Origin of the sequence: Micromonospora sp. NPDC049679 (assembly GCF_040659735.1) — a bacterium.
Taxonomy (GTDB): domain Bacteria; phylum Actinomycetota; class Actinomycetes; order Mycobacteriales; family Micromonosporaceae; genus Micromonospora_I.
Window position 1 is genome coordinate 1 of the sequence record NZ_JBFANZ010000034.1, and the last position, 14473, is coordinate 14473.

A 14473-nucleotide genomic window follows, 5' to 3' on the forward strand; every position below is an offset into this window, starting at 1 on the left:
GGCGCGGTAGTCGGCCCGCCAGGCGGGATCCTGTTGGCGGGTGCGGGCGGCGGTGAGTTGGGCTTCGTGCCGGCTGATGGTGATGCTGCGGCCCGCCAGGACACGCTGCGGCCCGGCAGCGCCCGCGAGGTGGGTCTGTTGCCGGAGCACCTGACCCGGATGCGCGCCGACGCGGCGGCGTACCTGGAACCCACGCCGGACCACCCGGGCTATCCGACGTATGCGGGGGCGGTGGTGCTGGCCGCGAAGGACGGCGTCATCGTCCAGCACGCCGCCGTCGGCACGGCGGTGCGGTACAGCGCGGTCGGGCCCGACGGCCAGGGGGTGGAGCTCCCCGCCGAGCAGCAGATCCCGGCCCGCCCGGACACCATCTACGACCTGGCCTCGGTGTCGAAGCTGTTCACCACCGTCGCGCTCCTGCAGCTCGTGGAGCGTGGCCGGGTCGAGCTGGACGCGCCCGTCGCGAGGTACGTGCCGGAGTTCGCGGCGGGCGGCAAGGAGAACGTGACCGCACGGATGCTGCTCACCCACACGTCCGGCCTGCCTGCGTTCACGCCGCTCTGGAGCCGCTATCCGACGCCGGAGGCGCGGTTCGCCGCCGCGCTCGCCACTCCCCTCACCGCCCCTCCCGGCACCCGGTACGTCTACTCCGATCTCGGGTTGATCGCGCTCGGCGTGCTCGTCGAGCGCATGACCGGGCAACCGCTCGACGAGGTGGTGCGCGACGAGGTCACCGGACCGCTGGGCATGCGCGAGACCGGCTACAACCCCGGACCGGAGAAGCGGCCACGCATCGCGGCCACGGAATACCAGCCGTACGCCGGTCGCGGCATGGTCTGGGGTGAGGTGCACGACGAGAACGCCTGGTCCCTCGGCGGCGTCGCCGGCCACGCCGGGGTCTTCTCCACCGCCGCCGACCTCGCCATCTTCTGCCAGATGCTGCTCAACGGCGGCAGCTACCGTGGCCAGCGCATCCTGCGCGAGGCGACGGTCCGCGCGATGCTGGTCAACTACAACGCGCACCTGGAAGCGACCTACCCGGAAAGCGACCGTGGGCTCGGGTTCGAGCTCCACAAGCACTGGTACATGATGGGCCTTTCCTCGCCCGTCGCTTTCGGACACACCGGCTTCACCGGCACGTCGGTCGTGATCGACCCGCTGGCGCGCACGTTCGTCATCCTGCTCACCAACCGGGTGCATCCCGACCGCGCGTGGGGCGGCAACAACCCAGCCCGGCGCGCGGTGGCGCGTGACCTCGCCGAGGCGATGCCGGTGCGTCCACTGTCGCGCCGCGCGTGGCGCGCGGAGCAGCGCGACTCGGCGACCGTGACGCTCACCGCGCCGCTGCGCCGCGCCGCTCAGGGCGGCCGACTGAACTTCGCCTTGTGGTACGACACCGAACCACGGGTCGACACCGTGCGCCTCGAAACCTCCCGCGACGGCGGGCTCACCTGGTCACCCTCGCGGATGACGCTGCGCGCCGCACGAGCGTCCTGGAGCGCGGACGGCACGGTCAGCGGATACGGCGGCCGGCAGTGGTGGCAGGTGTCGGCCGAACTCGCGGACGGCGCTACGCACGTCCGGTGGAGCAGCACCACCGACGGCTCCGGTCTGGGACGCGGGGTCTATGTGGACCGGGCGGTCGCGGTGGACCGGGCCGGAATCCTCTTCAGCGGCGCCGGCAGCGATGCCGGCCGGCTGGCCGCCGACGGATGGGCGCCGGCCCGTACCTGACCGGGGTGCGCCCGGCGCGCCGGGGCGGCGCGGTCCCGGTCGGGAGACGTACACGACGGGGTCGCCGCACGTGCCGAAAGCCCGCCAGCTCGACCGGAACGTGCCACACCCGGTGGAACGGAGCGGGCGGGCTGGCCGTACGGGCGCGCTTCGTCACCTGGGCTTCCCCCCTTTCGGGACAAGCGGACGGGACACGAGTCATTTTCGGCTGACTCGCCGTTTCGGTCGCCACCCCCACCGTGCCGCCCGGTTGAACCAGGTGTCGTGGGGGAAGGGGGCGAACACGTCAGATGGCGCCACCCGATCGCGAGCTCGGTCCGCCGACGGTCACCCCGGCCGATATCCGGTTCCGGCAGGACACGCTGCGGTCCGGCAGTGCGGCTGAGGTCGGCCTGCTGCCGGAGCAGGTCGCGCGGATACGCCCGGACGCGGAGGCGTACCTGCAACCCACCGCCGACCATCCGACGTATCCGACGTACCCCGGCGCGGTGGTGCTCGCCGCGAAGGACGGGGTGATCGTGGAGCACGCCGCCGTCGGCACGGCGGTGCGGTACAGCGCGGTCGGGCCCGACGGCCAGGGGGTGGAGCTCCCCGCCGAGCAGCAGATCCCGGCCCGCCCGGACACCATCTACGACCTGGCCTCGGTGTCGAAGCTGTTCACCACCGTCGCGCTCCTGCAGCAGGTGGAGCGCGGCCGGGTCGAGCTGGAGGCGCCCGTCGCGAGGTACGTGCCGGAGTTCGCGGCGGGCGGCAAGCAGGACGTCACCGTCCGGATGCTGCTCACCCACACGTCCGGACTGCCCGCCGACATCGCGCTGTGGCGCGACTACCCGACGCCGGAGGCGCGGTTCGCCGCCGCCCTGGCCGTTCCCCTCGACGCTCCGCCCCGCACCCGGTACCTCTACTCGGACCTGGGGTTGATCGCGCTCGGCGTGCTCGTCCGACGCGTCACCGGTCGACCGCTGGACGAGGTCGTCCGGGATGAGATCACCACACCGCTGGGCATGCGCGAGACCGGCTACAACCCCGGACCGGAGAAGCGGCCACGCATCGCGGCCACGGAATACCAGCCGTACGCCGGTCGCGGCATGGTCTGGGGCGAGGTGCACGACGAGAACGCCTGGTCCCTCGGCGGCGTCGCCGGCCACGCCGGGGTCTTCTCCACCGCCGCCGACCTCGCCATCTTCAGCCAGATGCTGCTCAACGGCGGCAGCTACGACGGCCACCGGGTCCTGCAGGAGAAGACGGTCCGCGCCGCGCTGGTCGACTACAACACGGATCTGGAGGCAGCCAACCCGGAGGCCACCCGCGGCCTCGGTTTCGAGCTCGACAAGCACTGGTACATGATGGGGCTAGCCACGCCGGTCACTTTTGGACACACCGGCTTCACCGGGACCTCGATCGTGATCGACCCGCTGGCGCGCACGTTCGTCATCCTGCTCACCAACCGGGTGCATCCCGACCGCGCGTGGGGCGGGAACAACCCGTCCCGCCAGGCCGTCGCGCGAGACCTCGCCGAGGCGACACCGGTGCATCCGTTGTCCGGCAGCGCATGGCGGGCGGAGCAGCGCGACATGGCCACGGTCACGCTGACCGCGCCGCTCCGCCATCCCGCGCAGGATGGGCGCCTCAGCTTCGGGCTCTGGTACGACATCGAACCCCTCGCGGATCTCGTGCGCGTCGAGATCTCCGCCGACGGCGGACAGACCTGGTCGCTGCTGCCCATCACGCTGCACGACAAGAGCGGTCGGTGGAGCGCGGACGGCGTCGTGCGCGGCTACGGGGGCCGCCACTGGTGGGAGGTGACGGCCCACCTTCCCGGCGGCACCACCGATGTGCGGTGGAGCAGCACCACCGGGGACCTGCGCGGGCCGGTCGACCTCGGTCATCTGGGCGGGGCCGTACACGGACGCGGGGTCTACGTGGACCGGATCCGCGCGAAGGACCAGAGCGGGACGCTCTTCGGGGAGAAGAACGGCGACGGTGACCGTCTGATCGCCGACGGGTGGGCGCCCGCCCGTACGTGACGGGGTGACGCCCACCCGCGGCGGCCCGGTCGTGGGTCAGTTGACGTACACGACCGGGTTGCCGCTCTGGCTGGTGTCGACCACCGGGGCGTACGTCGCGCTGAAGAATCCGTTGGCGAAGCAGGTGCCGGGCCCGGAGACCTTGTTGAACTGCTGGTCGGTGAAGGTGATGGAGTTGTCAGTGTTGCCGGTCGTCCCGGTGAGGGTGTTGCCGTCGGCCTGGTAGACGCAGGTCATCGTGCCGAGGATGCTGTTCAGCACGATCGTCGTGCGGATCGGCTTCTCCGCCGTGCCGCTGATCGTGACCGTGCCGGTCGCGCTGTCGACGGTCGTGGCGTACGACAGGTTGTTGACCGTCACGCTGCGCACTCCGGTCACGCCGAAGACGTTGGCGGTGCAACTGCCGAAGCTGTGGGCGGTGAGGGTCTCGCTCGCGACTCCGGGCGCGGCCGGGTTGGTGTCGACCGTCGCCGTGAAGCTCGATGCCGCGCACCGCACCCCGGTGGCACCCGTCGCGGTCGAGTAGAGGTTGGCGGTCGTGCCGGCCGGGAGGCCGGCGGTCAGGATGTCGCCGACGGCCACCCCGTCACCGCCGGGGCTGCCGTAGGTCAGCACTTCGCCGGTGGCGCCGGCCGGGGTCGCTGCGGCCGGGACCCCGGCCGGCGTGGCCGTCACGAGCGCTGCGATCGTCGCGACGGCGAGGTACGCGTACTTGCGCATGTTCGTCACTCTCCTTCGAGCACTGGCGGATCTGTCGGGAAGCTGGGGATCAACGAAGCTCGGGATCAACGGGGCGGGGCGATCGGCGGCTCCCTCCGGGTGGTCAGCCGGGGTCCTGAGGTGGCGGGGTCCCGACTTGTTGGGTCCTCACTACCGGGTCTCATCGAATTCGCATCGTCGGTGGACAGCGCGCATCGGCCGGCGGTGCGTGGCCGGCGAATAGCGCCTTTCCGGGTACGCGCCCCGGCGACCTCGCCGCGTTCGGGAGAATTCGCCCGGGTGTGGCGACGGTCAGATATTCGTCGCGATGCCCTTTTCGTGGCAGGAATGGAAACCGCGGCTGTGCCGCTGCACCCGCCGATCCGACTGCTTGGCGGCCCTGACGCCGTCGGCCATACTGGTGACCATCAGCCCTCCTCCACGGGCGATACCGCACGGGGCCGGGTTCGACGCGGTAACGACACGAAAACGAAACCTGTCGATGTTATAAACCTGCCGAGGTCGTGAAGTCAAGCGACGAAATCAAGGAGATCGATGCCCGTGGTCGCTCCTCACGCGTCCCACCTGGCCCTCAACCCACTGCCCGGCGCGCGGACAGGCCGCGATCCGGAGCGGGCGATCAAGCGCGGTCCGCGGCGCGTGCCGGCCGAGGTCGTCGCGGCCACCCAGCGGGACCGCCTGTTCGACGGCCTCGTGCACACGGTCGCCGACAAGGGGTACGCGAACGCTCGGGTCAGCGACATCTGTCAGGCCGCGGGGGTGACCCGCCCGGCTTTCTACACCCTGTTCGCCGGAAAGGACGACGCGTTCCTCGCGGCCTACCGGCATGGCACGGACGTGGTCCTGCGGATGATGGAGGAGGCCTACCGGGAGGCCGCGGCGTGGCCGGCCGGATGCCGGGCGGCCCTGCGGGTGCTGCTCGAGGTGCTCGCCAGCGTGCCCGCCTTCGCGACCATGGCGATCGTCGAGATCGACTCCGTCGGCGCGACGGCGCGGCACGAGCGCGATGAGCTGCTGCGCCGCTTCGATCAGTTCTTCCTCGACGCACCGCATGGGCCGGAGGTGGCCGCGCCGGATGATCTGATCGGATCGGTGGTCGGCGGGCTCTACACCACGATCCACCGTTACGTGGCGACCGGCCGGGTCGCGCAGCTTCCCACCCTGCTGCCCGGGCTGACGTACTTCATGGTGGCGCCGTTCCTCGGCCGGCAACAGGCAGCCAGCGAGTCCGAAGCGGCCGCCCGCGGCGACGACCCGGCGATCCAGGCGCCCTGCGCTTCGTAATCCCGACCAATATCGGATCAAAAATCGCCGAGGTTTTTGATCCTTTCGCATGCCCCTACATACATCGCGTCGAGCCCTTGACCCGACGTGTACCCAGCGGTAACTTCCCGTGCGTCAACACCCATCGCATTGATGGTTGACAAAGCGTTGCACGCATCCACTACCGCACGGATCAAGGGGGCAGCGATGTCTTTCCGCGACACCGCGAAGAACTCGACCACATCCCCGCCGGACGAGGGACGCGTACGCTGGCGCCGCTTCTCCGCGATGATCCTCGGCGCCGGGGCGATCAGCGCGGCGCTGGTGGCGCTCACCGCCGAGGGCGTCCTGGCCGCGCAGTTCTCCATCTCCGGCATGCCCTTCACGGTCACCGCCGACAAGCTCAGCGGCACCGGGTTCGAGCAGTTCGCCACCCTCGACCAGATGGCCGAGAACAGCCCCAACCAAGGTGACACCGGTGGACAACTGGTGCTGATCGTCTCTGCGATCGACAAGGCCGAACTGAGCAACCTCTGCCAGAGCATCGACCTCGGCGGCATGCACATGAAGATCACCGCAGGCAACGCGGGCAAGCCGGTGGCGGCGAAGACGTTGGTCGTCGACTCGGACGAGATCGCCGGTGACGCCTCCTTCAACAACATCAACATCGGGCAGGACGCCAGCACGATGGACGCCGTCCCCGGCGTACGCGGCAACCTCGGAGTCTTCGGCCAACAGGCCGACACCGTCACCATCACCAAGCTGCGGCAGACCAACTACGCCACCACGGCGGCCACGTTCAGCCTGCCGCACCTGCGGATGAGCTTCGCCTCCGACGGCTGCTAGTCGTGACCGTCGACAGTGGAAGCTCCGTCGGCTCCACTCCGGCGGAGCACTCCCGCCCCGAACGCGCCGAGGACACCCTCGCCGCCACCAGCGAGGGCGCGCGGTCCGGTCGGTGGCGCAGAGCGCGGCTGCGGTGGCGACGGTGGCGCCGCAGCCGCCCCTTCTGGGGAGCGCTGTTCGTGATCCTCGGCGCCGCCGAGATCCTCGGCTCCGTACGCGCGCCTCTCCCCGTCGTCCTGCACGTTGGCCCGCAGGGGATGGCCGGCTATCTCCTCCCCCTCGTGATGCTCCTCTGCGGTCTGCTGCTGTTGTTCCACCCCGAGCAGCGGATGTTCTACTCCATCGTGTCTATCGTGCTGGCGCTGGCGTCGTGGCTCACGTCGAACCTGGGCGGGTTCTTCATCGGCCTGCTCCTCGGCGTGCTCGGCGGATCGCTCGCGTTCGCCTGGACCAGGGCCGGCCCCGTCTCCTCCACCTCCGGACCGTCCGGTCGCTGATCCCGGCCGGCCCTCGGCGGCATATCCGCGCGCGGAACGGGTAGCCCGCAGGTCGTCACGGGAGCGGAAGGGGACGTCCATGGCCGGTCAGCACACGGCTCTACGGTCCATGCACGATGTCGGGCTGGCCGCATGGTTCGGCGGCTCGTTGATGGGTGCGGTGGGACTCAACGCGGCGGCGAGTCAGGCGAGGGATCCGGCGGAGCGCACCAGCGTCGCCTCCGCCGGCTGGGCGCATTGGACGCCGGTGAACGCCACCGCTATCGGCGCCCACCTGATCGGATCCACGGGCGAGCTCATCACCGAACGCGGGCGGGTCGTCACCCAGTCCGGGGTCGGCACAATGAGCGCGACGAAGGCAGCGCTCACGCTCGCCGCCCTGGCTGTGACCGGATACAGCCGGGCCCTCGGGAAGAGAATCGAGCAGGCCGCCGGCACGCCGGTACAGGGCACCACCGAGCCGAGCGGAGAAACACGGCACGACATCGCGGTCGCGCAGCGGCAACTCCGTGCGCTGCAGTGGGCGATCCCCGCGTTGACCGGCGCCCTCGTCGTCATCACCGCCCTCGCCGGCGAGCAGCAGAAACCGGGGCAGGTCGCCAAGGGCATGTGGGGTCGCGTCACCGGGCTGCTCGGCGCCTCGAAATAGCCCCGACGGCCCGCCCTCCATGGCGCTCGCGATGCCGCGTGCGCAGGTGCCGTGCGACCGCCGTTCCGCCCCCGCGGACCCGCCCCGGCGGTGACCCCACCGCCCTGCTGGACGACTCCGCTCTGGCCGACCTCATCCGTGCCTTCGATGCACGGGGCGTGCTGATCGCGGCGATCTGTGCCGGCCCGTCGCTGCCGGCTGCGGCCGGGGTGCTCGACGAGGCGCGGTACACCTGCTCGCTCACGCCGGAAGACGCGGGGACGCCGCTGTGGAGCCGCTCGTCGCCGACGGGCCTATCGTCACCGCCACCGGGTCGAACTATCTGGCGTTCGCCGAAGAAGTCCTGCGGCATCTCGACGGCGGGTCCGAACGGACGCCACTGACGTACTTTCGCGCGCCCTCTCTCGCCTGACGCAGGGTGCGTGAGCACCGCTGCGCCGCGGGTTCACAACGGTCCGGGGCTTCCTCTGCCATGACCGCTCCCTCACGGGCGCCCGACCACCCGCGGAACGGGACGCAAGCCCGGCGACGAGCACGGACAAGTTCACCGATTGTTGACAACAAATATTGTCGGTGTAAGGATTGCGGCATGTTCGACGTCGCCGTGATCGAGGACGCCGCTGCTGCCGCGGTGTCGCTGGACCCAGTGCGGGCCCGGCTACTGGCCGCGCTGGCGGAGCCGGGTTCGGCGACGGCACTGGCGGCCACGATCGGTCTGCCCCGGCAGAAGGTGAACTACCACCTGAAGACGCTTGAGCGGCACGGCCTTATCGAACTTGTCGAAGAACGCCGCAAGGGCAACTGCACGGAACGGGTGCTGCGCGCGACTGCCGCGTCCTACGTGATCTCACCGACGGCACTGGGCACCGCTCAGCCCGACCCGGGCCGGTCGCCGGACCAGTTGTCCGCCCGCTGGCTGCTCGCCCTCGCGGCCCGTCTGGTGGGGGACGTCGGACAGCTCCTCACCGGTGCGACCCGCGCCCGCAAGCAGGTGGCCACCTTCGCCATCGACGGCGAGGTGCGGTTCGCCTCCGCGGCCGACCGCGCGGCGTTCGCGCGCGAACTCGCCGACGCGGTCACCGGTCTCGTCGGCAGGTACCACGACGAGAGCGCGGAAGGCGGGCGCGCGCACCGCGTCGTTGTCGCCGTCCACCCCAGCGTCACGAAGAGCCAGACAGAAGAGGAGTCCTGACATGGGGCGAGAATTCGAGGTGCGCAAGGAAGTCGCGTTGGACGCGACCCCGGAGCAGGTGTGGGACGCGATCGCCACCGGTCCGGGGATCACCTCGTGGTTCATGACGCACGAGGTCGAGCCGCGCGAGGGCGGCACGGTCCGGTTATGCGTCGGTGACTTCACGGCGGAGTCGACGGTGACCGCCTGGGAACCGCCGCGCCGCTTCGCCGTCCGCGGCGAGGAGGCGCCCGACGGCACGGTGCACGCGTTCGAGTATCTGATCGAGGGGCGCGAGGGCGGCAGCACGGTGCTCCGGTTCGTGCACCACGGTTTCCTCAGCGACGACTGGGGTGCGGAGTACGAGGGGCAGACGAGCCAGGGTTGGGACATGTACCTGCACACGCTCGGGCAGTACGTCACCCACTTCACCGGCCGCGCCGCGACGTACGTCAACGCGGAGGGGCCGCAGGTCGCACCCGGGAAGAACGCATGGGACACGGCGACCCGCGGACTGGGGCTGCCCGGCGAGGTCGCGCAGGGGAAGCGGGTACGACTCACTCCGCAGGGACTCGCCCCGATCGAGGGCGTCGTGGACTACGTCGGCCCCACCTTCCTGGGCGTACGCACCAACGACGCGCTCTACCGCTTCCACGGCAGGCCGGACTCCGTCGGCGTCGGCCACCACCTGTTCGACGCCGGCGTGGAGCAGAAGGAGGCCGACCTGGCCTGGCAGTCCTGGCTCAACCGGGTGTTCGCTTGAGCCGATGGGCGACGGCGGCGGGTGTGGGGACGCCCGGATCCCGCCGCCGTCGACCGGCATTGCCGCGCCTTACTCGGGCAGCGTGAAGCCGTACCGCGCCGCGTGCTCGGGATCGGTCGGGTCGATCTGCCGCATCCCCTCAGCGGCGAGCCGCTTGTTGATCTCGTCGAGCTGCTCGCGGACGAGTTGGCACTCCTCCTCGGTGGCCTTGCCGCGGTGCGGCTTGCCGGCGTGCTCCAGCGTCGCGTAGTCGATCTTCTCCACGGCCGACTTCCGCGGCGGCTTCGCCGGCTTCACCCGCTCCGCCGTCCTCAGCAACTGGGCCATCGGCACGTCGGTGGCCAACTCGTCGAACTCGCTCGCGGTCAGCACCACCCGCCGCGGCTCGCCACCGGCATGGTTGTCGTAGATCTCCACGACCGCCACGTCGAGCGTCGCGTCGTCGATGCTCTCGATCTCCTCAGGCGTGGCTTCCAGCTGCACGGGCCCGGCCACCAGGTCGGGGTGCTCCAACACGACGACGCGGACGATCTCGTCACCAGGCTGCAGAACCCGGCCGCTGAAGTCGGAGACGTGAACAGTCTTCTTACCCATGCGTGGAACTTCTCCTGTGTCGGCGGTGCGATGGCCAGCAGACGAAGTTACCCGACATGTGTGCGAACAAGACGTAGGCCGCGTGTGTCGCGCCAGCCACGAACGTCACACCCCACGGACGCGGGACGGCGGCGGTGCGGCGCGACGCCGGACCCGCCCGGCCAGGGCGCCGACACGCCGGAGCAGGCCGGCCGGCCACGGCCGCCACGGACGCGTCTGTTAGAAACGACAAGGGTCACTGACGCCCCCGCTCCAGCAAGACGCGAAGGGTGCGTGTCCGCAACACATGAGTCTCTCCCCCAATCCGACCCCGGCCCGCCGGTCCCCCTGGGCCGTACACGGCGACGGCAAGACCATCCAGCCCGGCGAGGTCGTCCACCCGGACGAACGCCTGTCCTGGCCCCGCACCCTCGGCGTCGGCGTGCAGCACGTCGTCGCGATGTTCGGCGCCACCTTCACCGTTCCGTTGATCACCGGGTTCCCCCCGGCCACCACGCTCTTCTTCTCCGGCCTCGGCACGCTGCTGTTCCTGCTCATCACCCGCAACCGTGTGCCGTCGTACCTCGGGTCATCCTTCGCGTTCATCGCGCCGGTCATCGCCGCCAGGTCGGGCGGCGACATCGGCCCGGCGCTCGGCGGGATCGTCGTCGCCGGCGCGCTGCTCGCCCTGGTCGGGCTGATCGTGCAGTGGATCGGGGCGCGCTGGATCGACGTGCTGATGCCGCCCGTCGTGACCGGCGCGATCGTCGCGCTGATCGGACTCAACCTCGCCCCCGTGGCCTGGGACGGCGGCGGCAGCGGCGGTGGCGTGAAGGCGCAGCCGGTGATCGCGGTGGTGACGCTGGCCGCGATCCTGCTCGCCACGGTCGCGTTCCGTGGGTTCCTCGCCCGGCTGTCGATCCTGCTCGGCGTCGCGTGTGGCTGGCTCTTCGCAGCCGCCCTGGGCGACCTGGACCCGAAGGCCACCAAGGATCTGCGGGAGGCCGCCTGGATCGGCCTGCCGGACTTCCACGCCCCGACATTCACGTGGCACGCCATCCTCCTCGTCGCGCCGGTCATCCTGGTGCTCATCGCCGAGAACGCCGGGCACGTCAAGGCCGTCGCCGCGATGACCGAACGCAACCTCGACAAGGAGATGGGCCGCGCGTTCCTGGGCGACGGGTTGGCCACGATGCTCGCCGGATCCGGCGGCGGGTCGGGCACCACCACGTACGCGGAGAACATCGGCGTCATGGCGGCGACGCGCGTCTACTCCACCGCCGCCTACTGGGTGGCGGGCGTCGCGGCGGTGCTGCTCGGCCTGAGCCCGAAGTTCGGGGCGCTCATCCTCACTGTGCCCGCCGGCGTCCTCGGCGGCGCCACCACCGCGTTGTACGGGCTGATCGCGGTCCTCGGCGCCCGCATCTGGATCGAGAGCAGGGTCAACTTCCAGGACCCGACCAACCTGATGACCGCCGCCGTCGCGGTGATCATCGGTGCGGCCAACTACACCCTCACCTACGGCGACCTGTCGTTCAACGGCATCGCCCTCGGCACCGCCGCCGCCATCGTCATCTACCACCTGATGCGGCTGATCACCCGGGTGCGCGGCACCGCGAGCACCCCCACCTGATCGCACGACCCGCCATTCCGGCGACCCGCCATTCCGGCGAACCACGACGCGACGCCCACCCACGCGGTGGGCGTCGCGTCGTCGTCAGGGCCGCAGCAGCACCTTGATCGCACGTCGCTCGTCCATCGCCGCGTACGCCTCGGCGACCTGATCCAGCGGCAGCTCCAGGTCGAAGACGCGTCCCGGGTCGATCGCGCCGCTCCACACGTCGGTCAGCAGCTCGGGCAGGTAGGTGCGGACCGGAGCGACACCGCCGGCGACGTTGACGTTGGCGCCGAACATCTTGTCGATCGGCAGCTCGGGCCCGCCCGCGGGTACGCCGACATAGCCGACGTAGCCACCCGGCCGGGTCGAGTTGAGCGCCTGGTCCATCGACTCCTTGGTACCGACGCACTCCAGCACCGCGTCGGCGCCGAGCCCGCCCAGCAGCTCCTTGACCGCCGCCACGCCCTCCTCGCCTCGCTCGGCGACCACATCCGTCGCGCCGAACGTCCGCGCCAGCTTCTGCCGGTCGGCGTGCCGCGACATGGCGATGATGCGTTCGGCGCCGAGCCGGCGCGCGGCCAGCACGGCGCAGAGACCGACGGCACCGTCACCCACGACCGCGACCGTGCTGCCGGCCCGCACGCCCGCCGATACCGCGGCGTGGTGTCCGGTGCCCATCACGTCGGAGAGCGTCAGCAGGCTGGGCACCAGCGCCGGATCCGGCTGCTCCGGGGTGGCCACCAGCGTTCCGTCGGCGAGCGGAACGCGCACCCGCTCGCCCTGGCCGGCGTCCCCGGACGCCCCGGGCGCGTCCTCCGAGCCCCACCATCCCCCGTTCTGGCATGAGGTGGTGATGCCGTGCCGGCAGTGCGGGCAGGTTCCGTCGCTGATCGCGAACGGCGCGATGACGAAGTCGCCGGGCGCGACGGTCCGCACCGCGGCACCGACCTCCTCGACGATCCCCACGAACTCGTGCCCGATCCGGTGCGGCTCCGTGGTGGGGCGCACGCCGCGGTACGGCCACAGATCCGAGCCACACACGCAGGAGGCGACGACCCGCACGACCGCGTCGGTCGGGAACCGCACGGTCGGATCGGGGACCTCCTCGAGGCGGATGTCGCGGGTTCCGTGAATCAGAGTTGCGCGCATTCCGTACTGCTCCTGTCCGCTCCGGCGTGGCGTCGACGACCCCGTCCGCCATGATTCGTCGCGATGATCATCGCACCGGGCGATGGAGGACGCTCACCGCTGCCTGCAAGGTCGGGTCACTGCCGGCTGCCGGCCCGCCACCACGTCGTGGCCAGCAGTCCCAGCATCAGCACGGCGGCGACGGAGACGGCGATGCCGATCTGCACCACGTCCGCCTGTCCGCCCGCGCCGCGCGCGGCCGGTGCGCGCACGGAGGCGCTCGCGCTCGGGGTCGGCGCCGCCGGCATGACGTCCTCCGGCGTGACGAGGCGACCGACCGCCGCGTCATGCGGGAGCCGGAATCCCCAGTCGAGCAGGGCCGCCCCCTGCTGCCAGCCGCGCACCGGCAGCGCCTCGGCGCCCAGCACCGTCACCACGAGCCGCCGCCCACCGCGCTCGGCCGCCCCGACGAAGGTGTGCCGCGCCAGGTCGGTGAACCCGGTCTTGCCGCCGAGCGCGCCGCGGTACTGGAACAGAAGCTGATTGTCGTTCTGGATGCTGAATCCGGCCGGGCCCTTCGGCCGCTGGCTCGGTACCTCGGCCTGCCGGGTTGACACGTACCGGCGGAAGTCGTCGCGGGAGAAGCACGCGCGGGCGATGAGCGCCAGGTCGTACGCGCTGGTGAACTGCCCCGGGCCGTCCAACCCCGACGGCGTCGCGGCGTGCGTCTCGTACGCGCCGAGCCGGCGCGCCTCGGTGTTCATCGCCTCGACCCCGCCGCGCGCGCCCGCGCTGCCGCCGCCGAGCCGGGCCAGCACGTTGGCAGCGTCGTTGCCGGAGTTGAGCATCAGCCCGAGCCACAGCGTCTCGACCCGGTACCGGCCGCCGAGCACCAGGCCCATCGCCGAACTGCCCGGCTCGAAGTCCATGTCGTCGCCGGTCACCTCGACCACCTGGGCGGGGTCCAGCTTCGGCAGCATCGTCGCGGCCAGCAGCAGCTTCTGCACGCTGGCCGGTGTCCCGTACTCATGTGGGCCGCACGCGCCGAGCACCGCGCCGGTGTCGAGGTCGGCGACGACCCAGGAGGTCGCGGTCAGCGCCGGTGGCGCCGGCGCGCGGAGCGGCACCGCGAGTCCGGTCGTCTTCAGTCCCTGGCCGCCGATCACCGGCCGGGCCGGATCGGGTTTCGGCGGTTTGGCACGCGGCGAGCGGGCAACCTTGACGGTCGGGCATGGCGCGTAGGTCGGGGCGGCGGTCGGCGTGGCCGGCTCCGCGGCCACCGGGGCCGGTGTGCCGAGCAGCGCACCGAGCACGACGAGAGCGAGCGCGGGTACGCGACGGTGCGCGGGCGACGGGCGCAGCACTGCCCGCGGGCAGTCGCCCCGATAGCGCCTTTTGATCATCATGGGCACCTACACGATCGTCACTGGTGCTGCCCTCGAACCGCGGCCCACGTGCGCGTTCAGTACCGCGAGGGGCCTGCG

The 14473-nt window shown here is 71.3% G+C and carries 14 protein-coding genes; 10 read left to right on the forward strand and 4 right to left on the reverse strand.

Going from position 1 to position 14473, the window contains the following annotated elements:
- Both AB0J06_RS20345 and AB0J06_RS20350 read left to right on the forward strand, forming a co-directional pair.
- Window positions 1-1734: serine hydrolase domain-containing protein (locus AB0J06_RS20345; protein WP_357430505.1), on the forward strand; the 1734-nt coding region annotated here is incomplete at its 5' end.
- A 290-nt stretch (window positions 1735-2024) separates the two neighbouring features.
- Window positions 2025-3761: a serine hydrolase domain-containing protein gene (locus AB0J06_RS20350; protein WP_357430506.1), complete on the forward strand. Its 1737-nt coding sequence runs from the start codon at window positions 2025-2027 to the stop codon at window positions 3759-3761.
- Window positions 3762-3797: 36 nt separating this feature from the next.
- On the opposite strand, the gene AB0J06_RS20355 is transcribed toward AB0J06_RS20350, so the two are convergent.
- The gene (locus tag AB0J06_RS20355) at window positions 3798-4481 is read right to left on the reverse strand and encodes a Tat pathway signal sequence domain protein (protein WP_357430507.1); all 684 of its coding nucleotides are present in this window, start codon (window positions 4479-4481) and stop codon (window positions 3798-3800) included.
- Between the two features lie 540 nt (window positions 4482-5021).
- Here AB0J06_RS20355 and AB0J06_RS20360 point away from each other — a divergent pair.
- The 7 genes from AB0J06_RS20360 to AB0J06_RS20390 all read left to right on the forward strand — a co-directional run bounded on the left by AB0J06_RS20360 (window position 5022) and on the right by AB0J06_RS20390 (window position 9670).
- Complete coding sequence (locus tag AB0J06_RS20360; RefSeq protein WP_357430508.1) at window positions 5022-5765, forward strand: TetR/AcrR family transcriptional regulator; 744 nt, start codon at window positions 5022-5024, stop codon at window positions 5763-5765.
- A 186-nt stretch (window positions 5766-5951) separates the two neighbouring features.
- Window positions 5952-6590 (forward strand): DUF6230 family protein, encoded by a 639-nt coding sequence (locus AB0J06_RS20365; protein ID WP_357430509.1) that lies wholly within the window; start codon window positions 5952-5954, stop codon window positions 6588-6590.
- A gap of 2 nt (window positions 6591-6592) precedes the next feature.
- Window positions 6593-7087: a DUF6114 domain-containing protein gene (locus tag AB0J06_RS20370; protein ID WP_357430510.1), complete on the forward strand. Its 495-nt coding sequence runs from the start codon at window positions 6593-6595 to the stop codon at window positions 7085-7087.
- Between the two features lie 79 nt (window positions 7088-7166).
- Window positions 7167-7736 (forward strand): hypothetical protein, encoded by a 570-nt coding sequence (locus AB0J06_RS20375; protein ID WP_357430511.1) that lies wholly within the window; start codon window positions 7167-7169, stop codon window positions 7734-7736.
- Between the two features lie 38 nt (window positions 7737-7774).
- Window positions 7775-8119 (forward strand): DJ-1/PfpI family protein, encoded by a 345-nt coding sequence (locus tag AB0J06_RS20380; RefSeq protein WP_357430512.1) that lies wholly within the window; start codon window positions 7775-7777, stop codon window positions 8117-8119.
- A gap of 206 nt (window positions 8120-8325) precedes the next feature.
- Window positions 8326-8928 (forward strand): helix-turn-helix domain-containing protein, encoded by a 603-nt coding sequence (locus AB0J06_RS20385; RefSeq protein ID WP_357430513.1) that lies wholly within the window; start codon window positions 8326-8328, stop codon window positions 8926-8928.
- Between the two features lies 1 nt (window position 8929).
- Window positions 8930-9670, forward strand: coding sequence for an SRPBCC domain-containing protein (locus AB0J06_RS20390; protein WP_357430514.1), 741 nt, complete (start codon window positions 8930-8932; stop codon window positions 9668-9670).
- Window positions 9671-9739: 69 nt separating this feature from the next.
- Here AB0J06_RS20390 and AB0J06_RS20395 read toward each other — a convergent pair whose 3' ends face one another.
- Window positions 9740-10264: a hypothetical protein gene (locus AB0J06_RS20395; RefSeq protein WP_357430515.1), complete on the reverse strand. Its 525-nt coding sequence runs from the start codon at window positions 10262-10264 to the stop codon at window positions 9740-9742.
- Window positions 10265-10550: 286 nt separating this feature from the next.
- Here AB0J06_RS20395 and AB0J06_RS20400 point away from each other — a divergent pair, with 286 nt between their 5' ends.
- Window positions 10551-11876, forward strand: coding sequence for a solute carrier family 23 protein (locus AB0J06_RS20400; RefSeq protein ID WP_357430516.1), 1326 nt, complete (start codon window positions 10551-10553; stop codon window positions 11874-11876).
- Between the two features lie 84 nt (window positions 11877-11960).
- On the opposite strand, the gene AB0J06_RS20405 is transcribed toward AB0J06_RS20400, so the two are convergent.
- Window positions 11961-13010, reverse strand: a complete 1050-nt coding sequence (locus AB0J06_RS20405; RefSeq protein WP_357430517.1) for a zinc-dependent alcohol dehydrogenase family protein — start codon at window positions 13008-13010, stop codon at window positions 11961-11963.
- 116 nt (window positions 13011-13126) lie between these two features.
- The gene (locus tag AB0J06_RS20410) at window positions 13127-14401 is read right to left on the reverse strand and encodes a D-alanyl-D-alanine carboxypeptidase (RefSeq protein ID WP_357430518.1); all 1275 of its coding nucleotides are present in this window, start codon (window positions 14399-14401) and stop codon (window positions 13127-13129) included.
- Window positions 14402-14473 lie beyond the last annotated feature (72 nt).

Bases quoted from the DNA above. Each gene is read 5' to 3' on its own strand.
- AB0J06_RS20350 (WP_357430506.1), top strand. From the start codon at position 2,025: ATGGCGCCACCCGATCGCGAGCTCGGTCCGCCGACGGTCACCCCGGCC.
- AB0J06_RS20355 (WP_357430507.1), bottom strand. From the start codon at position 4,481: ATGCGCAAGTACGCGTACCTCGCCGTCGCGACGATCGCAGCGCTCGTG.
- AB0J06_RS20365 (WP_357430509.1), top strand. From the start codon at position 5,952: ATGTCTTTCCGCGACACCGCGAAGAACTCGACCACATCCCCGCCGGAC.
- AB0J06_RS20375 (WP_357430511.1), top strand. From the start codon at position 7,167: ATGGCCGGTCAGCACACGGCTCTACGGTCCATGCACGATGTCGGGCTG.
- AB0J06_RS20385 (WP_357430513.1), top strand. From the start codon at position 8,326: ATGTTCGACGTCGCCGTGATCGAGGACGCCGCTGCTGCCGCGGTGTCG.
- AB0J06_RS20390 (WP_357430514.1), top strand. From the start codon at position 8,930: ATGGGGCGAGAATTCGAGGTGCGCAAGGAAGTCGCGTTGGACGCGACC.
- AB0J06_RS20395 (WP_357430515.1), bottom strand. From the start codon at position 10,264: ATGGGTAAGAAGACTGTTCACGTCTCCGACTTCAGCGGCCGGGTTCTG.
- AB0J06_RS20400 (WP_357430516.1), top strand. From the start codon at position 10,551: ATGAGTCTCTCCCCCAATCCGACCCCGGCCCGCCGGTCCCCCTGGGCC.
- AB0J06_RS20405 (WP_357430517.1), bottom strand. From the start codon at position 13,010: ATGCGCGCAACTCTGATTCACGGAACCCGCGACATCCGCCTCGAGGAG.